General features: G+C 66.7%; 12 protein-coding genes. 8 read left to right on the forward strand and 4 right to left on the reverse strand.

Annotation, left to right across the window (positions count from 1 at the left end):
- Positions 1-49: 49 nt before the first annotated feature.
- A complete protein-coding gene (aroC, locus tag LQ564_RS09720) occupies positions 50-1144 on the forward strand; it encodes a chorismate synthase (RefSeq protein ID WP_231057899.1) in 1095 nt (364 codons plus the stop codon).
- Between the two features lie 233 nt (positions 1145-1377).
- Here aroC and LQ564_RS09725 read toward each other — a convergent pair whose 3' ends face one another.
- Both LQ564_RS09725 and LQ564_RS09730 read right to left on the reverse strand, forming a co-directional pair.
- Entirely contained in the window at positions 1378-2871 is a 1494-nt protein-coding gene (locus tag LQ564_RS09725) for an HDOD domain-containing protein (protein ID WP_231057900.1), read from the reverse strand.
- Complete coding sequence (locus LQ564_RS09730; RefSeq protein WP_231057901.1) at positions 2868-4613, reverse strand: putative bifunctional diguanylate cyclase/phosphodiesterase; 1746 nt, start codon at positions 4611-4613, stop codon at positions 2868-2870. Before LQ564_RS09730 ends, LQ564_RS09725 begins: the two co-directional genes overlap by 4 nt.
- A gap of 344 nt (positions 4614-4957) precedes the next feature.
- On the opposite strand from LQ564_RS09730, the gene LQ564_RS09735 reads away from it, so the two are divergent.
- The 4 genes from LQ564_RS09735 to LQ564_RS09750 all read left to right on the forward strand — a co-directional run bounded on the left by LQ564_RS09735 (position 4958) and on the right by LQ564_RS09750 (position 8344).
- A complete protein-coding gene (locus LQ564_RS09735; protein ID WP_231057902.1) occupies positions 4958-6673 on the forward strand; it encodes an isovaleryl-CoA dehydrogenase in 1716 nt (571 codons plus the stop codon).
- Between the two features lie 111 nt (positions 6674-6784).
- Positions 6785-7435, forward strand: a complete 651-nt coding sequence (upp, locus tag LQ564_RS09740) for a uracil phosphoribosyltransferase (RefSeq protein ID WP_231057903.1) — start codon at positions 6785-6787, stop codon at positions 7433-7435.
- A gap of 15 nt (positions 7436-7450) precedes the next feature.
- A complete protein-coding gene (locus tag LQ564_RS09745) occupies positions 7451-7813 on the forward strand; it encodes an Hpt domain-containing protein (RefSeq protein WP_231057904.1) in 363 nt (120 codons plus the stop codon).
- Between the two features lie 327 nt (positions 7814-8140).
- On the forward strand, positions 8141-8344 hold the full coding sequence (locus LQ564_RS09750; RefSeq protein ID WP_036215636.1) for a cold-shock protein: 204 nt from the start codon (positions 8141-8143) through the stop codon (positions 8342-8344).
- A 126-nt stretch (positions 8345-8470) separates the two neighbouring features.
- Here LQ564_RS09750 and LQ564_RS09755 read toward each other — a convergent pair whose 3' ends face one another.
- Positions 8471-9424 carry a LysR family transcriptional regulator gene (locus LQ564_RS09755; protein ID WP_231057905.1) on the reverse strand — a complete coding sequence of 318 codons (954 nt, stop codon included), beginning with the start codon at positions 9422-9424 and terminating at the stop codon, positions 8471-8473.
- Between the two features lie 155 nt (positions 9425-9579).
- Between LQ564_RS09755 and aceB the strand changes: the two genes are divergently transcribed.
- Positions 9580-11169 (forward strand): malate synthase A, encoded by a 1590-nt coding sequence (gene aceB / locus LQ564_RS09760; protein WP_231057906.1) that lies wholly within the window; start codon positions 9580-9582, stop codon positions 11167-11169.
- 160 nt (positions 11170-11329) lie between these two features.
- On the opposite strand, the gene gloB is transcribed toward aceB, so the two are convergent.
- Positions 11330-12130 carry a hydroxyacylglutathione hydrolase gene (gene gloB, locus LQ564_RS09765; RefSeq protein WP_231057907.1) on the reverse strand — a complete coding sequence of 267 codons (801 nt, stop codon included), beginning with the start codon at positions 12128-12130 and terminating at the stop codon, positions 11330-11332.
- A 24-nt stretch (positions 12131-12154) separates the two neighbouring features.
- On the opposite strand from gloB, the gene LQ564_RS09770 reads away from it, so the two are divergent.
- A complete protein-coding gene (locus LQ564_RS09770) occupies positions 12155-12925 on the forward strand; it encodes a class I SAM-dependent methyltransferase (protein ID WP_231057908.1) in 771 nt (256 codons plus the stop codon).
- A complete protein-coding gene (rnhA, locus tag LQ564_RS09775) occupies positions 12922-13389 on the forward strand; it encodes a ribonuclease HI (RefSeq protein WP_231057909.1) in 468 nt (155 codons plus the stop codon). Before LQ564_RS09770 ends, rnhA begins: the two co-directional genes overlap by 4 nt.
- The last annotated feature ends 24 nt before the right edge of the window (positions 13390-13413 follow it).

Here is a 13413-nt window from a genome sequence, read left to right on the forward strand (position 1 = left end):
GTGGGACTGGTAGAATGCCAAATCCATCATTTTGCATGCAGAGCAATCCATGTCCGGCAACTCCTTTGGCAAGCTGTTTTCCGTTACCACTTTCGGCGAGTCGCACGGCCCGGCCATCGGCTGCGTCATCGACGGCTGCCCGCCCGGGATGGCCTTGTCCGAAGCCGACATCCAGCCCGAGCTCGACCGCCGCAAGCCCGGCACCTCGCGCCACGTGACCCAGCGCCAGGAAGCCGACCGGGTGCAGATCCTGTCGGGCGTCTACCAGGGCGTCACCACCGGCACCCCGATCGCGCTCTTGATTCCCAACGAAGACCAGCGCAGCAAGGACTACGGCAACATCGTCGAAACCTTCCGCCCCGGCCACGCCGACTACACCTACTGGCACAAGTACGGCGTGCGCGACCCGCGCGGCGGCGGCCGTTCCTCGGCGCGCCTGACCGCGCCGGTGGTCGGCGCCGGCGCGGTGGCCAAGAAGTGGCTGCGCGAGCAGCACGGCACCGAGTTCTTCGGCTGCATGCGCCAGCTGGGCGACATCGACGTGCCGTTCCAGTCCTTCGAGCACGTGCATGCGAATCCCTTCTTCGCGGCGACCGCCGACGCCGACCTCCTGGGGCGCATGGAAGCCGCGATGGACGAACTGCGCCGCGCCGGCGACTCGATCGGCGCCCGCATCGACGTGGTGGCGCGCGGCGTGCCGGTCGGCTGGGGCCAGCCGATCTACGACAAGCTGGACGCCGACATTGCGTACGCCATGATGGGGATCAATGCGGTCAAGGGCGTCGAGATCGGCGCCGGTTTCGCTTCGGTGGCGCAGAAGGGCTCCGAGCATGGCGACGAGCTGACGCCGGCGGGCTTTGTCGGCAACAACGCCGGTGGGGTGCTGGGCGGGATCTCGACCGGGCAGGACATCACGGTGTCGATCGCGATCAAGCCGACGTCCTCGATCCGCACGCCGCGGCGCTCGATCGACAAGGACGGCAAGCCGGTGATGGTCGAGACCTTCGGGCGTCATGATCCTTGTGTCGGGATCCGGGCGACGCCGATTGCGGAGGCGATGCTGGCGCTGGTGCTGATCGATCATGCGCTGATGCACCGGGCACAGTGCGGGGATGTGAAGGTGGGGACGCCGAAGCTGGCGTAATGGGTCAGGCGGCTCTACCGGAGCCGCGCTATTTGAATGACCAGATAATCAGCCAACGTCATGCGCGCCACTGGCGCCCATGACTCCCGGCGCAGGCCAGGATCCAAGTTCGTCGCGTTATGACGGCGCTTCGCGGATGCGTCGGCAACTGCGGAGCGAAATTGGGCTCCGGCCTTCGCCGGAGCGACGGTCTTTCAGCTAACAATGGAATGGTGGAGCCGCAGCGCCGGCATTCAGACCCGCGACGCCACGGCCTCCGTCTGATGCCTCCGCTCCACCGTCCTCACCACCAGCCCCCGCAAATCGTTCAGCAGCGAAAACTCCGTCTGGCTCAGCACCACCGACGGGAAGCTGTCGTCCCACTCCCCGTAAATGAACCCGGCCGGTTGCCCATGCGCGCACAGCGGAATCACGACGAAGCAGCGCGCCTCGCCGAGGGCGTCCTTCCACCAGGCCGGCAGCTTGGCGGCGAACTTGGCGTCGCGCGCGTTTTCGATGAAGATCACGCGGTCGCTCCCGAGGGCCGCATGGAACACGTTGGGTTCGTAGACGTCGTCGAACACGAGCCGCGGCAGCATGGCCTTGCTGTCCTCGCCCAGCCCGAGGCGCGCCGTGTACTTGCCTTCCTTGCGGTTGCGCAGGAAAGCGAAGGAGCGGGTGAAGGACAGGCCCTTGTGGATGGTTTCCAGCGCCATCGACATCATCTGTCCCGGGGTGGCGCTGGCGCCGGCGTCGCGCATGTCGGCCACGCCGCTCATCAAGACCTTGTTGCCGGCCATGCGCTTGCGGGTGGCGGCGGCCAGGCGCGCGCGTTTCTCGAGCGGCTTGGCGAGCGGCGCGATGGTCAGGTCCGAGGACGCGGTCTCGCGCGCCTTGTCGATCGCGCCCAGCAGGCTGCCGGGCTCCACGCCCAGCATCGGCGCGAAGTGATCGGCCAGCTGCGCCACGCGCGCGGCGCCGGCCTCGTCGTCGTGCCAGAGCGCGTCGGCGGCGTCGGTCGACAGGGTGCCCAGCGCGGCCAGCCAGTCGTCGTGGCCGAAGCCCTCGAAGCGTTCGCCCGGCTCGACCCGGCGCATGCTGGACACCAGGTTGCGCGGCAGGCCCCAGTGTTCGGCGGTGGCGCGGCCGATCTCTTCCAGGGTGAGGCCGAGCAGGCCGGCGGCGGCGCTTTCCTCGCGCCCGGCGCCGGCGGCCGCGCGCAGCCGGGCCCAGCGCTCCGGCATGTAGAAAGTGACCATCATGCGGCCCAGCGAATGCAGGATCGAGCACACCACGGCTTCCTCGGCGTCGCGCGGCACGCTGCCGGCGGCGATCTGCTGCGCCACCATCCCGGCCAGCACCGCCTTTTCCATCTCGACGTGGGCGGCCTCGGTGTCGGGCGTGGAGCGGGCCAGTTCCTCGATCAGCTTCAGGCCCAGCGCCAGGTGGCCGATCGCCTCGGTGCCCAGCACCAGCACGGCTTTCGACACCGTGTTGATGCGCTGGCCGAAGGCCGAGTACATGCCGCTGTTGGCCAGGCGCAGCACCTTCTGGGTCAGGACCGGGTCGGACAGCACCGTCTGGGTCATCGAGAACTCGCGCTCGTCCTCGCCGCGCATCGAGGCGAGGATGGCGTTGATGGCCTTGGTGAAGCCGGGCATGTCGCCCTGGCGGCGGGTGCGTTCCCACAGCAGGGCGAGGGTGGCGTCGGCCAGGCGCGAGCGCGGGGCGGTGATAGGAATCGTCATGGTTTCACCGCCCGGAAGTCGGCTGGCAGCAGTTCGGTATACAAGTCTTCTTTCAGCGCCGTCATCGCCACGTGGGCCGGCATCGGCTTGCCGGTCAGGTAGCCCTGCACATACTGGCAGCCGAGGCCGTCGAGGAAGGCCAGCTGGGCTTCGGTCTCGACGCCTTCGGCCACCACCGACAGGTCGAGGTGGCGCGCGATGTCGATCACGGCGTTGCAGATCGCCGCGTCCTTGGCGGCGCCCGGCAGGTCCTTCACGAAAGCGCGGTCGACCTTCAGCACCGAGATCGGGAAGCGCTTCAGGTAGGCCAGGCTCGAATAGCCGGTGCCGAAGTCGTCGATCGCGATGCGCGCACCGCGCTCGGCCATGCGGGCCAGGACGTTCTCGGCATGCAGCGGATCGACCATCAGGGTGCCCTCGGTGATCTCGAGCACCAGGTTGCGGCCCTGGGTGCCGGACATGGCGAGGGCGTCGTCGAGCACGGTGAGGAACTTGTCGCTCCTGAACTGGCGCGGGCTGATGTTGACCGAGATGTAGAGTTCGCGTCCGGCGACTTCCTCGAACTGGCGGATCTGCATGCAGGCGGCCTTCAGGGCCCAGGCGCCGAGCAGGTTGATCAGGCCGTTGGTCTCGGCGATCGGGATGAAGCGGCTTGGTGCCACCATGCCGAGGGTCGGGTGCTTCCAGCGCATCAGGGTCTCGAAGCCCTCGATGGTGCGCCCGCGCGCGTCGACGATCGGCTGGTAGTAGAGCTGGAATTCGCCTTCGCGCACGGCGTTGAACATCGCCGCTTCCAGCGAGATGTCGTGCTCGGGCGGGCCGGCGTCGCGCGGGCTGTAGGTGACGGTGCGGGCCTTGCCGGTTTCCTTGGCGCGCGACATGGCGGTGTCGGCCAGCGTCACCAGGCGCACCTCGTCCTCGGCGTGTTCGGGGTAGGTCGCCACCCCGATCGAGCCGGCCAGGTAGATGGTGTGCCCGTCGATCTCGAACGGCGACTGCAGCGCCGCCATCAGGCGCCCGGTGACCAGCTTGATCTGGGCCTCGTTGGCGGAACCCGGCAGCACCGCCACGAACTCGTCGCCGCCGACGCGCGCCAGGGTGTCGCTGTCGCGCAGGGTCTTGCGCAGGCGCCCGGCGGCCAGGCGCAGCACGGCGTCGCCGATCGCGTGGCCGAGGCCGTCGTTGACCTTCTTGAAGCCGTCCAGGCCGATGGTGGCCACCGCGAAGCCCTGGCCCGAGCGGCGCGCGTTGGCGATCACCATGCGGATGCGGTCGGACAGCAGCACCCGGTTCGGCAATTCGGTGAGGGCGTCGTGGGTCGCCATGTGGCGCAGCCGCGCCTCGGTCGCATGCTGGGCCGACATGTCGCGCCCGACCACCAGGATCGGGGCATCGTCGCCGCTGGCGACCAGGCCCAGGCGCAGCTCGAACCAGACGTCGCGCTCGCCGCTGCGAAAGCGCGCTTCGACCAGCACCGGCTCGCCGCCCGCTTGGGCGCCGCCCGCGGTAGCGAGGGCGGCGCGCAGGGCCGGTTGGTCGACGTCGTGGACCATCGACACCAGCGAGCGGCCGTCCAGTTCGACGCCGCTCAGCAGCTGGGCGCGGCGGCTGGCGGCGCGCACCTGCCCGCCGAGCGTGACGCGCAGTACGGCGTCGCCGGCCGCTTCCAGCACGCTGTCGAGCAGGGACAGCGCCGGCTTGCGGGGTTCGGGTTGGATGGCGGCGATGGAACTGGTGTGCATTCTCGGTTGTCTGCCTTCTTGTTGCTGGCATGCGCGCATTCGCCCTGCATACCGTGCGTAAACCATGCAAGTCTACCAAACCAACGGCGACTGTAACATTGAAAGATTCTGAAAGGCATTAAAAATCACAAAGCCGGTGTCCGTTTCGCCCGGCTTTGCGCTGACGCAGACGCTTGCGTTGATGCCCCCGATGGGTTAGCGTTGTTGTCGCCTGGACAAGCAAACGGTGAAGCGCCATTGTCGCTGATTATTGCCGTAAGGCAAATAATCGATATGTCGAATGATGCCTGTTTGCAACATGGTTTGCAAGCTGCGCCGCGCTCGCCCGAAGGAGTGGAAAACAAATGGATAGAATCGAAAACCGTTTTACCACCCATACGGTGTCGAACCAGGCCACGCCCTTCGAGGACGTCAACCTGTTCACTTGCGACCCGGCCTTGGGCGAAGCCCTCGCACGCGAAGGGGCCGGCTGGGCGCGCGACGGCCTGGCGGCGCTCGGCGCGACGCTCGGGCGTGCCGATACGCTCGACCTGGCGCGCCAGGCCAACGCCAACGGCCCGCGCCTGCACGCCTACGACCGCGCCGGCCGCCGCATCGACGAAGTCGAGTTCCACCCGTCCTGGCACGCCCTGATGACGCTGCTGATCGAGGCCGGCGCCCACTCGGCGCCCTGGCAGGATGCGCGGCCCGGCGCCCAGGTGGCGCGCGCCGCCATGTACCTGCTGTTCGGCCAGCTGGAAAACGGCAGCCAGTGCCCGGTGACGATGACCTATGCCTCGGTGCCGGCGCTGCGCCGCGAGCCGCGCCTGGCGGCCTGGCTGCCGAAGATCCTGTCGAACCAGTACGACCCGCGCTCGCTGCCGGTGAGCGAGAAGCGCGGCGCCCTGGTCGGCATGGGCATGACGGAAAAGCAGGGCGGCAGCGACGTGCGCGCCAACACCACCCGCGCCGTCCCGCTGCCGACGGGCGAGGCGCGCGAGCGCTTCGGGGATGCGGGCGAGGGCGCCCACCACATCGTCGGCCACAAGTGGTTCTTCTCGGTGCCGCAGGCCGACGCTCACCTGATCCTGGCCCAGCTCGACGATGGCGGTGGCGGTGGCGATGGCGGCGGCGCCGGCCTGTCGTGCTTCTTCGTGCCGCGTTTCCTGCCGGACGGCAGCCGCAACGCGATCCGCGTGCAGCGCCTGAAGGACAAGGTCGGCAACCGTTCGAATGCCTCGTCCGAGGTCGAATTCCAGGACGCGGTCGGGTGGCCGGTCGGCAGCCCGGGGCGCGGCATCCCGACCATCCTCGAGATGGGCGGATACACGCGCCTCGACTGCGTGCTGGGCAGCGCCGGCATCATGCGCGCCGCCCTGTGCCACGCGCTGCACCACGCGCGCGGCCGCAGCGCCTTCGGCCGGAAGCTGGTGGAGCAGCCCCTGATGCAGAACGTGCTGGCCGACCTGGCGCTCGAATCCGAGGCCGCCACCGCCTTCGCCCTGCGGCTGGCGCGCTGCTTCGACGAGACGCGCGATCCGGCGCAGGCGCTGCTGGGCCGCATCCTGACCCCGGCCGGCAAGTACTGGATCTGCAAGCGCGGGCCGGCGTTCGGCGCCGAGGCGATGGAAGTCATGGGCGGCAACGGCTACGTCGAGGACGGGCCGCTGGGGCGGCTGTACCGCGAATTCCCCGTCAATTCGATCTGGGAAGGGTCCGGCAACGTGATGTGCCTGGACGTGCTGCGCGCGCTCGGCAAGTCGCCGCCGGAGGCGCGCGCCGCGTTCGAAGCGGAACTGGCGCCGGCGATGGCGCTCGACGCCCGCTTCGGCGCCTGGGCCGGAGCGCTGCTGGACGCGCTGCCGCAGCTGGCGCGGGAGGAGGGCGCGGCGCGGGTGCTGGCCGAGCGCCTGGTGCTGGCGGTGCAGGCGTCGCTGCTGCTGCGCCATGCGCCGGGCTATGTAGCGGATGCTTTCGTTGCCTCACGCATCGCGCAGGAACCGGGCGGCGCCTTCGGCCGGCTGCCGGCGTCGGCCGACTGCGCGGCGATCCTGGGGCGCGCGCTGCGGGCTGGGCAGTAAGCCGCCCAGTGAGCCGTGCAGCGAGCCCAGGGCCCGAAAGAGCGGGACAAAACGGGCCGCGGCTGGGATAATGCCGGTCACTTGCAACACTCTCAAGATTCGAACACCACCATGAAACAAGATCCGCGTTTTCCCAACCTCTTCATCCTGAACCACCCGCTGATCCAGCACAAGCTGTCGCACATGCGCGAGCACGACACCTCGACCCGCACCTTCCGCGAGCTGCTGCGCGAGATCACGCTGCTGATGGGCTACGAGATCACGCGCGACCTGCCGCTGACCACCCGCGTCGTCAAGACGCCGCTGGTGACCATCGACGCGCCCGTCATCGCCGGCAAGAAGCTGGCCATCGTCCCGATCCTGCGCGCCGGCATCGGCATGAGCGACGGCCTGCTGGAGCTGGTCCCGTCGGCGCGCGTGGGCCACATCGGCGTGTTCCGCGACCCCGACACCCACGAGCCGGTCGAGTACCTGGTGCGCCTGCCGGACACCAACGAGCGCACCTTCATCCTGTGCGATCCGATGGTCGCGACCGGCAATTCGGCGGTGCACGCCGTCGACGTGCTCAAGAAGCGCGGCGTGCCGAGCGAGCAGATCCTGTTCCTGGCCCTGGTGGCCGCGCCCGAAGGCGTCGAGGTGTTCCAGAAGGCGCACCCGGACGTCAAGGTCTACGTCGCCTCGCTCGACTCGCACCTGAACGAAGACGCCTACATCATCCCGGGCCTGGGCGATGCGGGCGACCGCATCTTCGGCACCAAGTAAGCCGCGGAGGACGGCATGGACGATCGGATGCAGCACGCGGCAGACCAGCAGTTCTTCTCGCGCCTGGCCTCGGCGAACGACAGCTTCGCCAGCGGCCTGCCGTCCACCCTTGCGCGCCTGGGCCAGCTCGGCGGCGAACTCGATCCGGCCGCGCCGAACGCGGCCGCGGCCGAGCTGCAGGCGATGCTGCACACGGTGGCCGGCTCCGCCGTCACCTTCGGCTATCGCGGCCTGGGCCAGCATGCGCGCGCGCTCGAGCAGCGCCTGCGCGTGTTGATGACGTTCGATGCGGTGGCCCACGCCGACTGGTCGATCTGGCTGGGCGAGCTCGGCGAATTCGTCGAGGCCGGCCGGCGCGATCCGCGCGCCCTAGGCTGAAATTGCCTAGGGGCTTTTGTGCTTGCGCAAGGAAGCAACGCTGCATAGTTTGATGCCGCGCAAATTTCCAGCCTCTCCATGCCCTATATTTTCTCTACTGCCGATTCAAAAATGGCGTCGGAATAGTTGAATCAAGGAATTTTTGACGAAATTGTTGCGACGGCCAGTTTTTTTATTTTGCGAACTGGACGTTTATCCGTTTTTATTCGGTATAATGTGGGATCGTTGGGTTGTAGGTAGTAGTGCAGTCTGTCTGTCATTCCTTTCTTGCTTCTTCAAACGATCTTAAACGGGCGTAAGCCCACTTAACTGAAATAGGAAATTGTAATGGCAACTGGCATCGTTAAATGGTTCAATGACTCCAAGGGTTTCGGCTTCATCACCCCTGACGAAGGCGGCGAAGATCTGTTCGCTCACTTCTCGGCAATCCAGAGCACCGGCTTCAAATCGCTGCAAGAGAACCAGCGCGTTTCGTTCGACGTGACCACCGGCCCGAAGGGCAAGCAGGCCGCGAACATCCAGCCGCTGTAATCGCTCTCCAGCGATAGCGAAAAATCCCCGGAATTTCCGGGGATTTTTTTGTCCGGAATTTCCCGGCTGCTTGCCCGTCGGTGCAAGCGGACTCGGCATTATGCGAGCCGCGTGGTCTTCATGAGTTCATTCTCTTTGGAAATTTGACGCGACGTCGCCGCGTGCTTGTCCGGCTTCGAAGGAACGCCAGTAATCCGGCTGGGCATAACTGCGGCGCAGGAAATCGACGAAGCTGCGGATGCGCAAGGGCAGGTGGCGGCGTTGTGCGAATACAGCGTGAATATCGTTGCCCGGCGCCGCGTACGCGTCCAGCACCGTGCACAGTTCGCCGGAAGCGATCTGGGCGCCCACTTCCCACATCGAGCGCCAGGCCAAACCCTTGCCGGCCAGCGCCCAGGCATGCAGCACGGCGCCGTCGTTGCACTCCATATTCCCCGCCACCTTCAGCGTGACCGGCCTGCCCTTGTCGAGGAAGGTCCAGCCGCGCTGGCTGCCTTCGCTGCTGATCGCCAGGCAATTGTGGCGCGCCAGGTCGGCCAGGCTGCGCGGCGTGCCGTGCCGTTTCAGGTAGGCCGGCGTGCCGACCACCACGCGGTGGTTGTCGGCCAGTTTGGCGCCGACCAGGCTCGAATCGTTCAGGCTGGCGATGCGGATCGCCACGTCCACCCCTTCGCCGACCACGTCGACCAGGCGGTCGGTGAGGTTCAGGTTGACGGTCAGCTCGCGGTGCTCGGCGAGAAACGAGGGCAGCAGCGGCGCGACGTGCTGGCGCCCGAAGCCGGCCGGCGCCGACACCAGCAGGTGGCCGCTGGCGCGGGCGCTGCGTTCGCTGGCCGCGGATTCGGCTTCCTCGAGCTCGGCCAGGATGCGTTGGCAATCCTCGAGAAAGGCCGCGCCCTCGTCGGTGAGCGCCAGGCGACGCGTCGTGCGCTGCAGCAGCTTGACGCCGAGGCGCGCTTCGAGGGCGTCGAGGCGGCGGCCGATCATGGCCGGCGCGATGCCCTCGGCGCGCGCCGCCGCCGACAGGCTGCCGCGCGCCACCACTTCCACAAAGGTTTCGATTTGCCGGAACTTGTCCATGCGGCCTCCATTTGATACAAAAACGCACAGATGTAGTGAGAAAATGTATCGTTTAGCTATCTTCCAGTGAATATACTTGATGCTATGACAAACGCCAAGGCGGCGCATTGCCGCCGGCGTCGCGACAGGTTTCTTACTTACAGGAGCACAGCACGATGACGATCGCCACCCCAGCCGGCCTGGAGATTTCCGCCGAGATCAAGCCCGGATACGAAGCCATCTTGAGCCCCGAGGCCCTCGACCTGGTTGCGAAGCTGTCGCGCGCCTTCGAGCCGCGTCGCCAGGAATTGCTCGCCGCCCGCGCCGAGCGTGCACGCCGTCTCGATGCGGGTGAACGTCCCGACTTCCTGCGCGAGACCGCCCACATCCGCGACGGCGACTGGACCATCGCGCCGATCCCGAAGGCGCTGGAATGCCGCCGCGTCGAGATCACCGGCCCGGTCGAGCGCAAGATGGTCATCAACGCCCTGAACTCGGGCGCGGACAGCTACATGACCGACTTCGAGGATTCGAACACGCCGAATTGGGACAACCAGATCACCGGCCAGATCAATATGCGCGACGCCGTGCGCCGCACGATCTCGCTCGAACAGAACGGCAAGACCTACCAATTGAACGACAAGGTCGCGACCCTGGTCGTGCGCCCGCGCGGCTGGCATCTCGACGAGAAGCACGTGCTGGTGGACGGCAAGCGCGTCTCGGGCGGCATCTTCGACTTCGCGCTGTTCATGGTCCATAACGCCAAGGAACAGCTGGCGCGCGGCGCCGGGCCGTATTTCTACCTGCCGAAAATGGAATCGCACCTGGAAGCGCGCCTGTGGAACGACATCTTCGTGATGACCCAGGAAGCGCTCGGCCTGCCGCGCGGCACCATCAAGGCGACCGTGCTGATCGAGACCATCCTGGCGGCTTTCGAGATGGACGAAATCCTGTACGAGCTGCGCGAACACAGCGCCGGCCTGAACGCCGGCCGCTGGGACTACATCTTCTCGTGCATCAAGAAGTTCAAGCTGGATAAGGAGTTCTGCCTGGCCGACCGCGCCAGGGTGACCATGACGGCGCCCTTCATGCGAGCCTATGCGCTGTTGCTGCTCAAGACCTGCCACAAGCGCAATGCGCCGGCGATCGGCGGCATGTCGGCCCTGATCCCGATCAAGAACGACCCGGCCAGGAACGAGGTCGCGATGGGCGGCGTGCGCAACGACAAGGCGCGCGACGCCACCGACGGCTACGACGGCGGCTGGGTCGCCCATCCGGGCCTGGTGGACCTGGCGATGACGGAATTCGTGAAGGTGCTGGGCGACCGGCCGAACCAGATCGGCAAGCAGCGGCCTGACGTGAACGTGTCCGCCGGCGAACTGCTCGACTTCAAGCCGGAGACGCCGATCACGGAAGAGGGCCTGCGCTACAACATCAACGTCGGCATCCACTACCTCGGCGCCTGGCTGGCGGGCAATGGCTGCGTGCCGATCCACAACCTGATGGAAGACGCCGCGACCGCCGAGATCAGCCGCTCGCAGGTGTGGCAGTGGATCCGTACGCCGAAGGGCGTGCTGGAAGACGGCCGCAAGGTGACTGCCGACATGGTGCGCGCGATGATTCCGGAAGAGCTGGCCAAGGTGAAGGGCGTGGTGGCGAACGGGGACAACCCTAGCTATGCGCGGGCGGCGGAGATCTTCGAACAGATGTCGACGTCGGATACGTTTGCGGAGTTCCTCACGCTTCCTTTGTACGAGGAGATTTGATCCTCCGGGCCTATATATGCGGCCCCTTTTTTGTAGCGTGGACGGCTTCGCCGTCCGCGCGTTCAACTACACGGTGAATTGACGCACATCGTCCACTCCCACGCTGGTTGGACGCGCGGTCGGCAGAGCCGACCACCCTACGAATCCATCACGAAGCCGGTCAGAACACATTCTTCCACTCGCGCAGCGCCGCGAACGCCTCGACCGGCGCCGCCCCTTCCTGAAGGCGCCCGGCATCGACCAGGCTCTTGACGATCCCCGGCTCCGTATACCGCAGGAAGGGATTCGTCCCCCGTTCCAGCCCGATGGTCGACGGCACCGTCGGCAGCCGCGTCCCGCGCCGCTGCGTGGCGTCGCGCATCCGCAGCGCCAGCCCCTGGTTGTCCGGCTCCACCGCCTGCGCGAAGGTCAGGTTCGACACCGTATATTCGTGCGCGCAATACACCAGCGTATCGTCCTGCAGCGCCGCCAATTTACCCAGCGAATCCGCCATCTGCTGCGGCGTGCCTTCGAAGAGCCGGCCGCAGCCGCCCGCGAACAGGGTATCGCCGCAGAACAGCCAGTGTTCGCCCGGTGTCACGCGCACGTAGGCAATGTGCCCTAAAGTATGTCCGGGCACCTCGAGCACCTCGAGCTCCAGGTCGAGCCCATCGACCCGCACCCGGGCGCCTTCATCCAGCGCATGCGTGACGAAGCGGATGCCGTCGTTGCGCGGTCCGTAGACCGGCACCGCCCACTCGGAAAGCAGGGCGGCGACGCCCCCGATATGGTCAGCATGATGATGGGTGAGTAAAATGCAGCTTAGTGTCAGTCCATGCGCACGCAGCGCATCACGGACCGGCCCGGCATCGCCCGGATCGACGACGGCGGCGTTCACCCCATCGTGAATGACCCACAGGTAGTTGTCGTTGAATGCGGGAACGGTGAGAACGGAAAGAGTCTGGCGCTGAGAAGTCGTCATGGAGTTGTGAAACCAAGGGATGGAATGGACGCGGCATCCGAAAAATCCATTATAGCGCTCGACCTCTGGCTGCAATCGCCGGCGGGCGCCTACGTGCGCGCCTTCGAGCAAGCCTGCCTGGACGAATTGACGGCCGACATCTTCGGCTTCAATGCGCTGCAGATCGGCGTGCCGCAACTCGACGCGCTCGCCGCCAACCGCATGCCCAACAAATGGCAGGCCGCCACCCGTACCTCGACGTCGAACGAACTCGCCTTCGCCGCCGGCGGCAAGCAGATCGCGGTCGCCCTCGATTTCGAGGAGCTGCCCTTCGCCTCGCACAGCATGGACCTGATCGTGCTGCCGCACGTGCTCGAGTTCGCCCAGGAGCCGCACCAGGTCTTGCGCGAAGTCGAACGGGTGCTGATTCCGGAAGGGCAGGTGATCATCTGCGGCTTCAATCCGGCCAGCCTGTGGGGCATGCGCCAGGGCGTAGGCAAGGTCACGAATAACGGCTACCTGCCGGCCTCCGGCGAGTTCATCTCTATGCCGCGGCTGAAGGACTGGTTAAAATTGCTGAATCTCGGCGTCACGCGCAGCCACTTCGGCTGTTACGCGCCGCCGTGCCGGACAGCCCACTGGCTGAGCCGGTTCTCGATGATGGAGTCGGCCGGCCGGCGCTGGTGGCCCTACCTGGGCGCCGTGTACGTGGTCCACGCCATCAAGCGGGTCAAGGGCATGCACATCATCGGACCTGCATGGAACAAGAAAACGAGCAAGCGTCCGCAGGCGGTGCCGGCGGCGAACAGAGAATGAGCGAAACCAATACCAAGGCAAACAGCGCGACCACGGTCGAAATCTTCACCGACGGCGCCTGCAAGGGCAATCCGGGCGCGGGCGGCTGGGGCGCGCTCCTCGTCTCGAACGGCCACGAGAAGGAAATCTTCGGCGGCGAGCCGAACACCACCAACAACCGCATGGAATTGCGCGCGGTGATCGAGGCCCTGGGCGTGCTGAACCGTCCCTGCCAGGTGGTGCTGCACACCGACAGCCAGTACGTGCAGAAGGGGATCTCGGAATGGATCCACGGCTGGAAGGCGCGCGGCTGGAAGACCTCGACCAGGGAACCCGTCAAGAACGACGACCTGTGGAAGGCGCTCGACCTGGCCCAGCAGCAGCATGCGGTCGAATGGCGCTGGGTGCGCGGCCACAACGGCCATCCAGGCAACGAGCGGGCCGACGTGCTGGCCAACCGCGGCGCGGCCTCGGTGCGCCGCTAAGGCGTTTTTCGGTCCCGCAGTTTG

It is taken from the genome of Massilia phyllostachyos (assembly GCF_021044825.1).
Taxonomy (GTDB): Bacteria; Pseudomonadota; Gammaproteobacteria; order Burkholderiales; family Burkholderiaceae_D; genus Telluria; species Telluria phyllostachyos.

Bases quoted from the DNA above. Each gene is read 5' to 3' on its own strand.
- LQ564_RS09735 (WP_231057902.1), top strand. From the start codon at position 4,958: ATGGATAGAATCGAAAACCGTTTTACCACCCATACGGTGTCGAACCAG.
- LQ564_RS09730 (WP_231057901.1), bottom strand. From the start codon at position 4,613: ATGCACACCAGTTCCATCGCCGCCATCCAACCCGAACCCCGCAAGCCG.
- aceB (WP_231057906.1), top strand. From the start codon at position 9,580: ATGACGATCGCCACCCCAGCCGGCCTGGAGATTTCCGCCGAGATCAAG.
- gloB (WP_231057907.1), bottom strand. From the start codon at position 12,130: ATGACGACTTCTCAGCGCCAGACTCTTTCCGTTCTCACCGTTCCCGCA.
- LQ564_RS09750 (WP_036215636.1), top strand. From the start codon at position 8,141: ATGGCAACTGGCATCGTTAAATGGTTCAATGACTCCAAGGGTTTCGGC.
- LQ564_RS09725 (WP_231057900.1), bottom strand. From the start codon at position 2,871: ATGACGATTCCTATCACCGCCCCGCGCTCGCGCCTGGCCGACGCCACC.
- aroC (WP_231057899.1), top strand. From the start codon at position 50: ATGTCCGGCAACTCCTTTGGCAAGCTGTTTTCCGTTACCACTTTCGGC.
- rnhA (WP_231057909.1), top strand. From the start codon at position 12,922: ATGAGCGAAACCAATACCAAGGCAAACAGCGCGACCACGGTCGAAATC.
- LQ564_RS09745 (WP_231057904.1), top strand. From the start codon at position 7,451: ATGGACGATCGGATGCAGCACGCGGCAGACCAGCAGTTCTTCTCGCGC.
- LQ564_RS09770 (WP_231057908.1), top strand. From the start codon at position 12,155: ATGGACGCGGCATCCGAAAAATCCATTATAGCGCTCGACCTCTGGCTG.
- upp (WP_231057903.1), top strand. From the start codon at position 6,785: ATGAAACAAGATCCGCGTTTTCCCAACCTCTTCATCCTGAACCACCCG.
- LQ564_RS09755 (WP_231057905.1), bottom strand. From the start codon at position 9,424: ATGGACAAGTTCCGGCAAATCGAAACCTTTGTGGAAGTGGTGGCGCGC.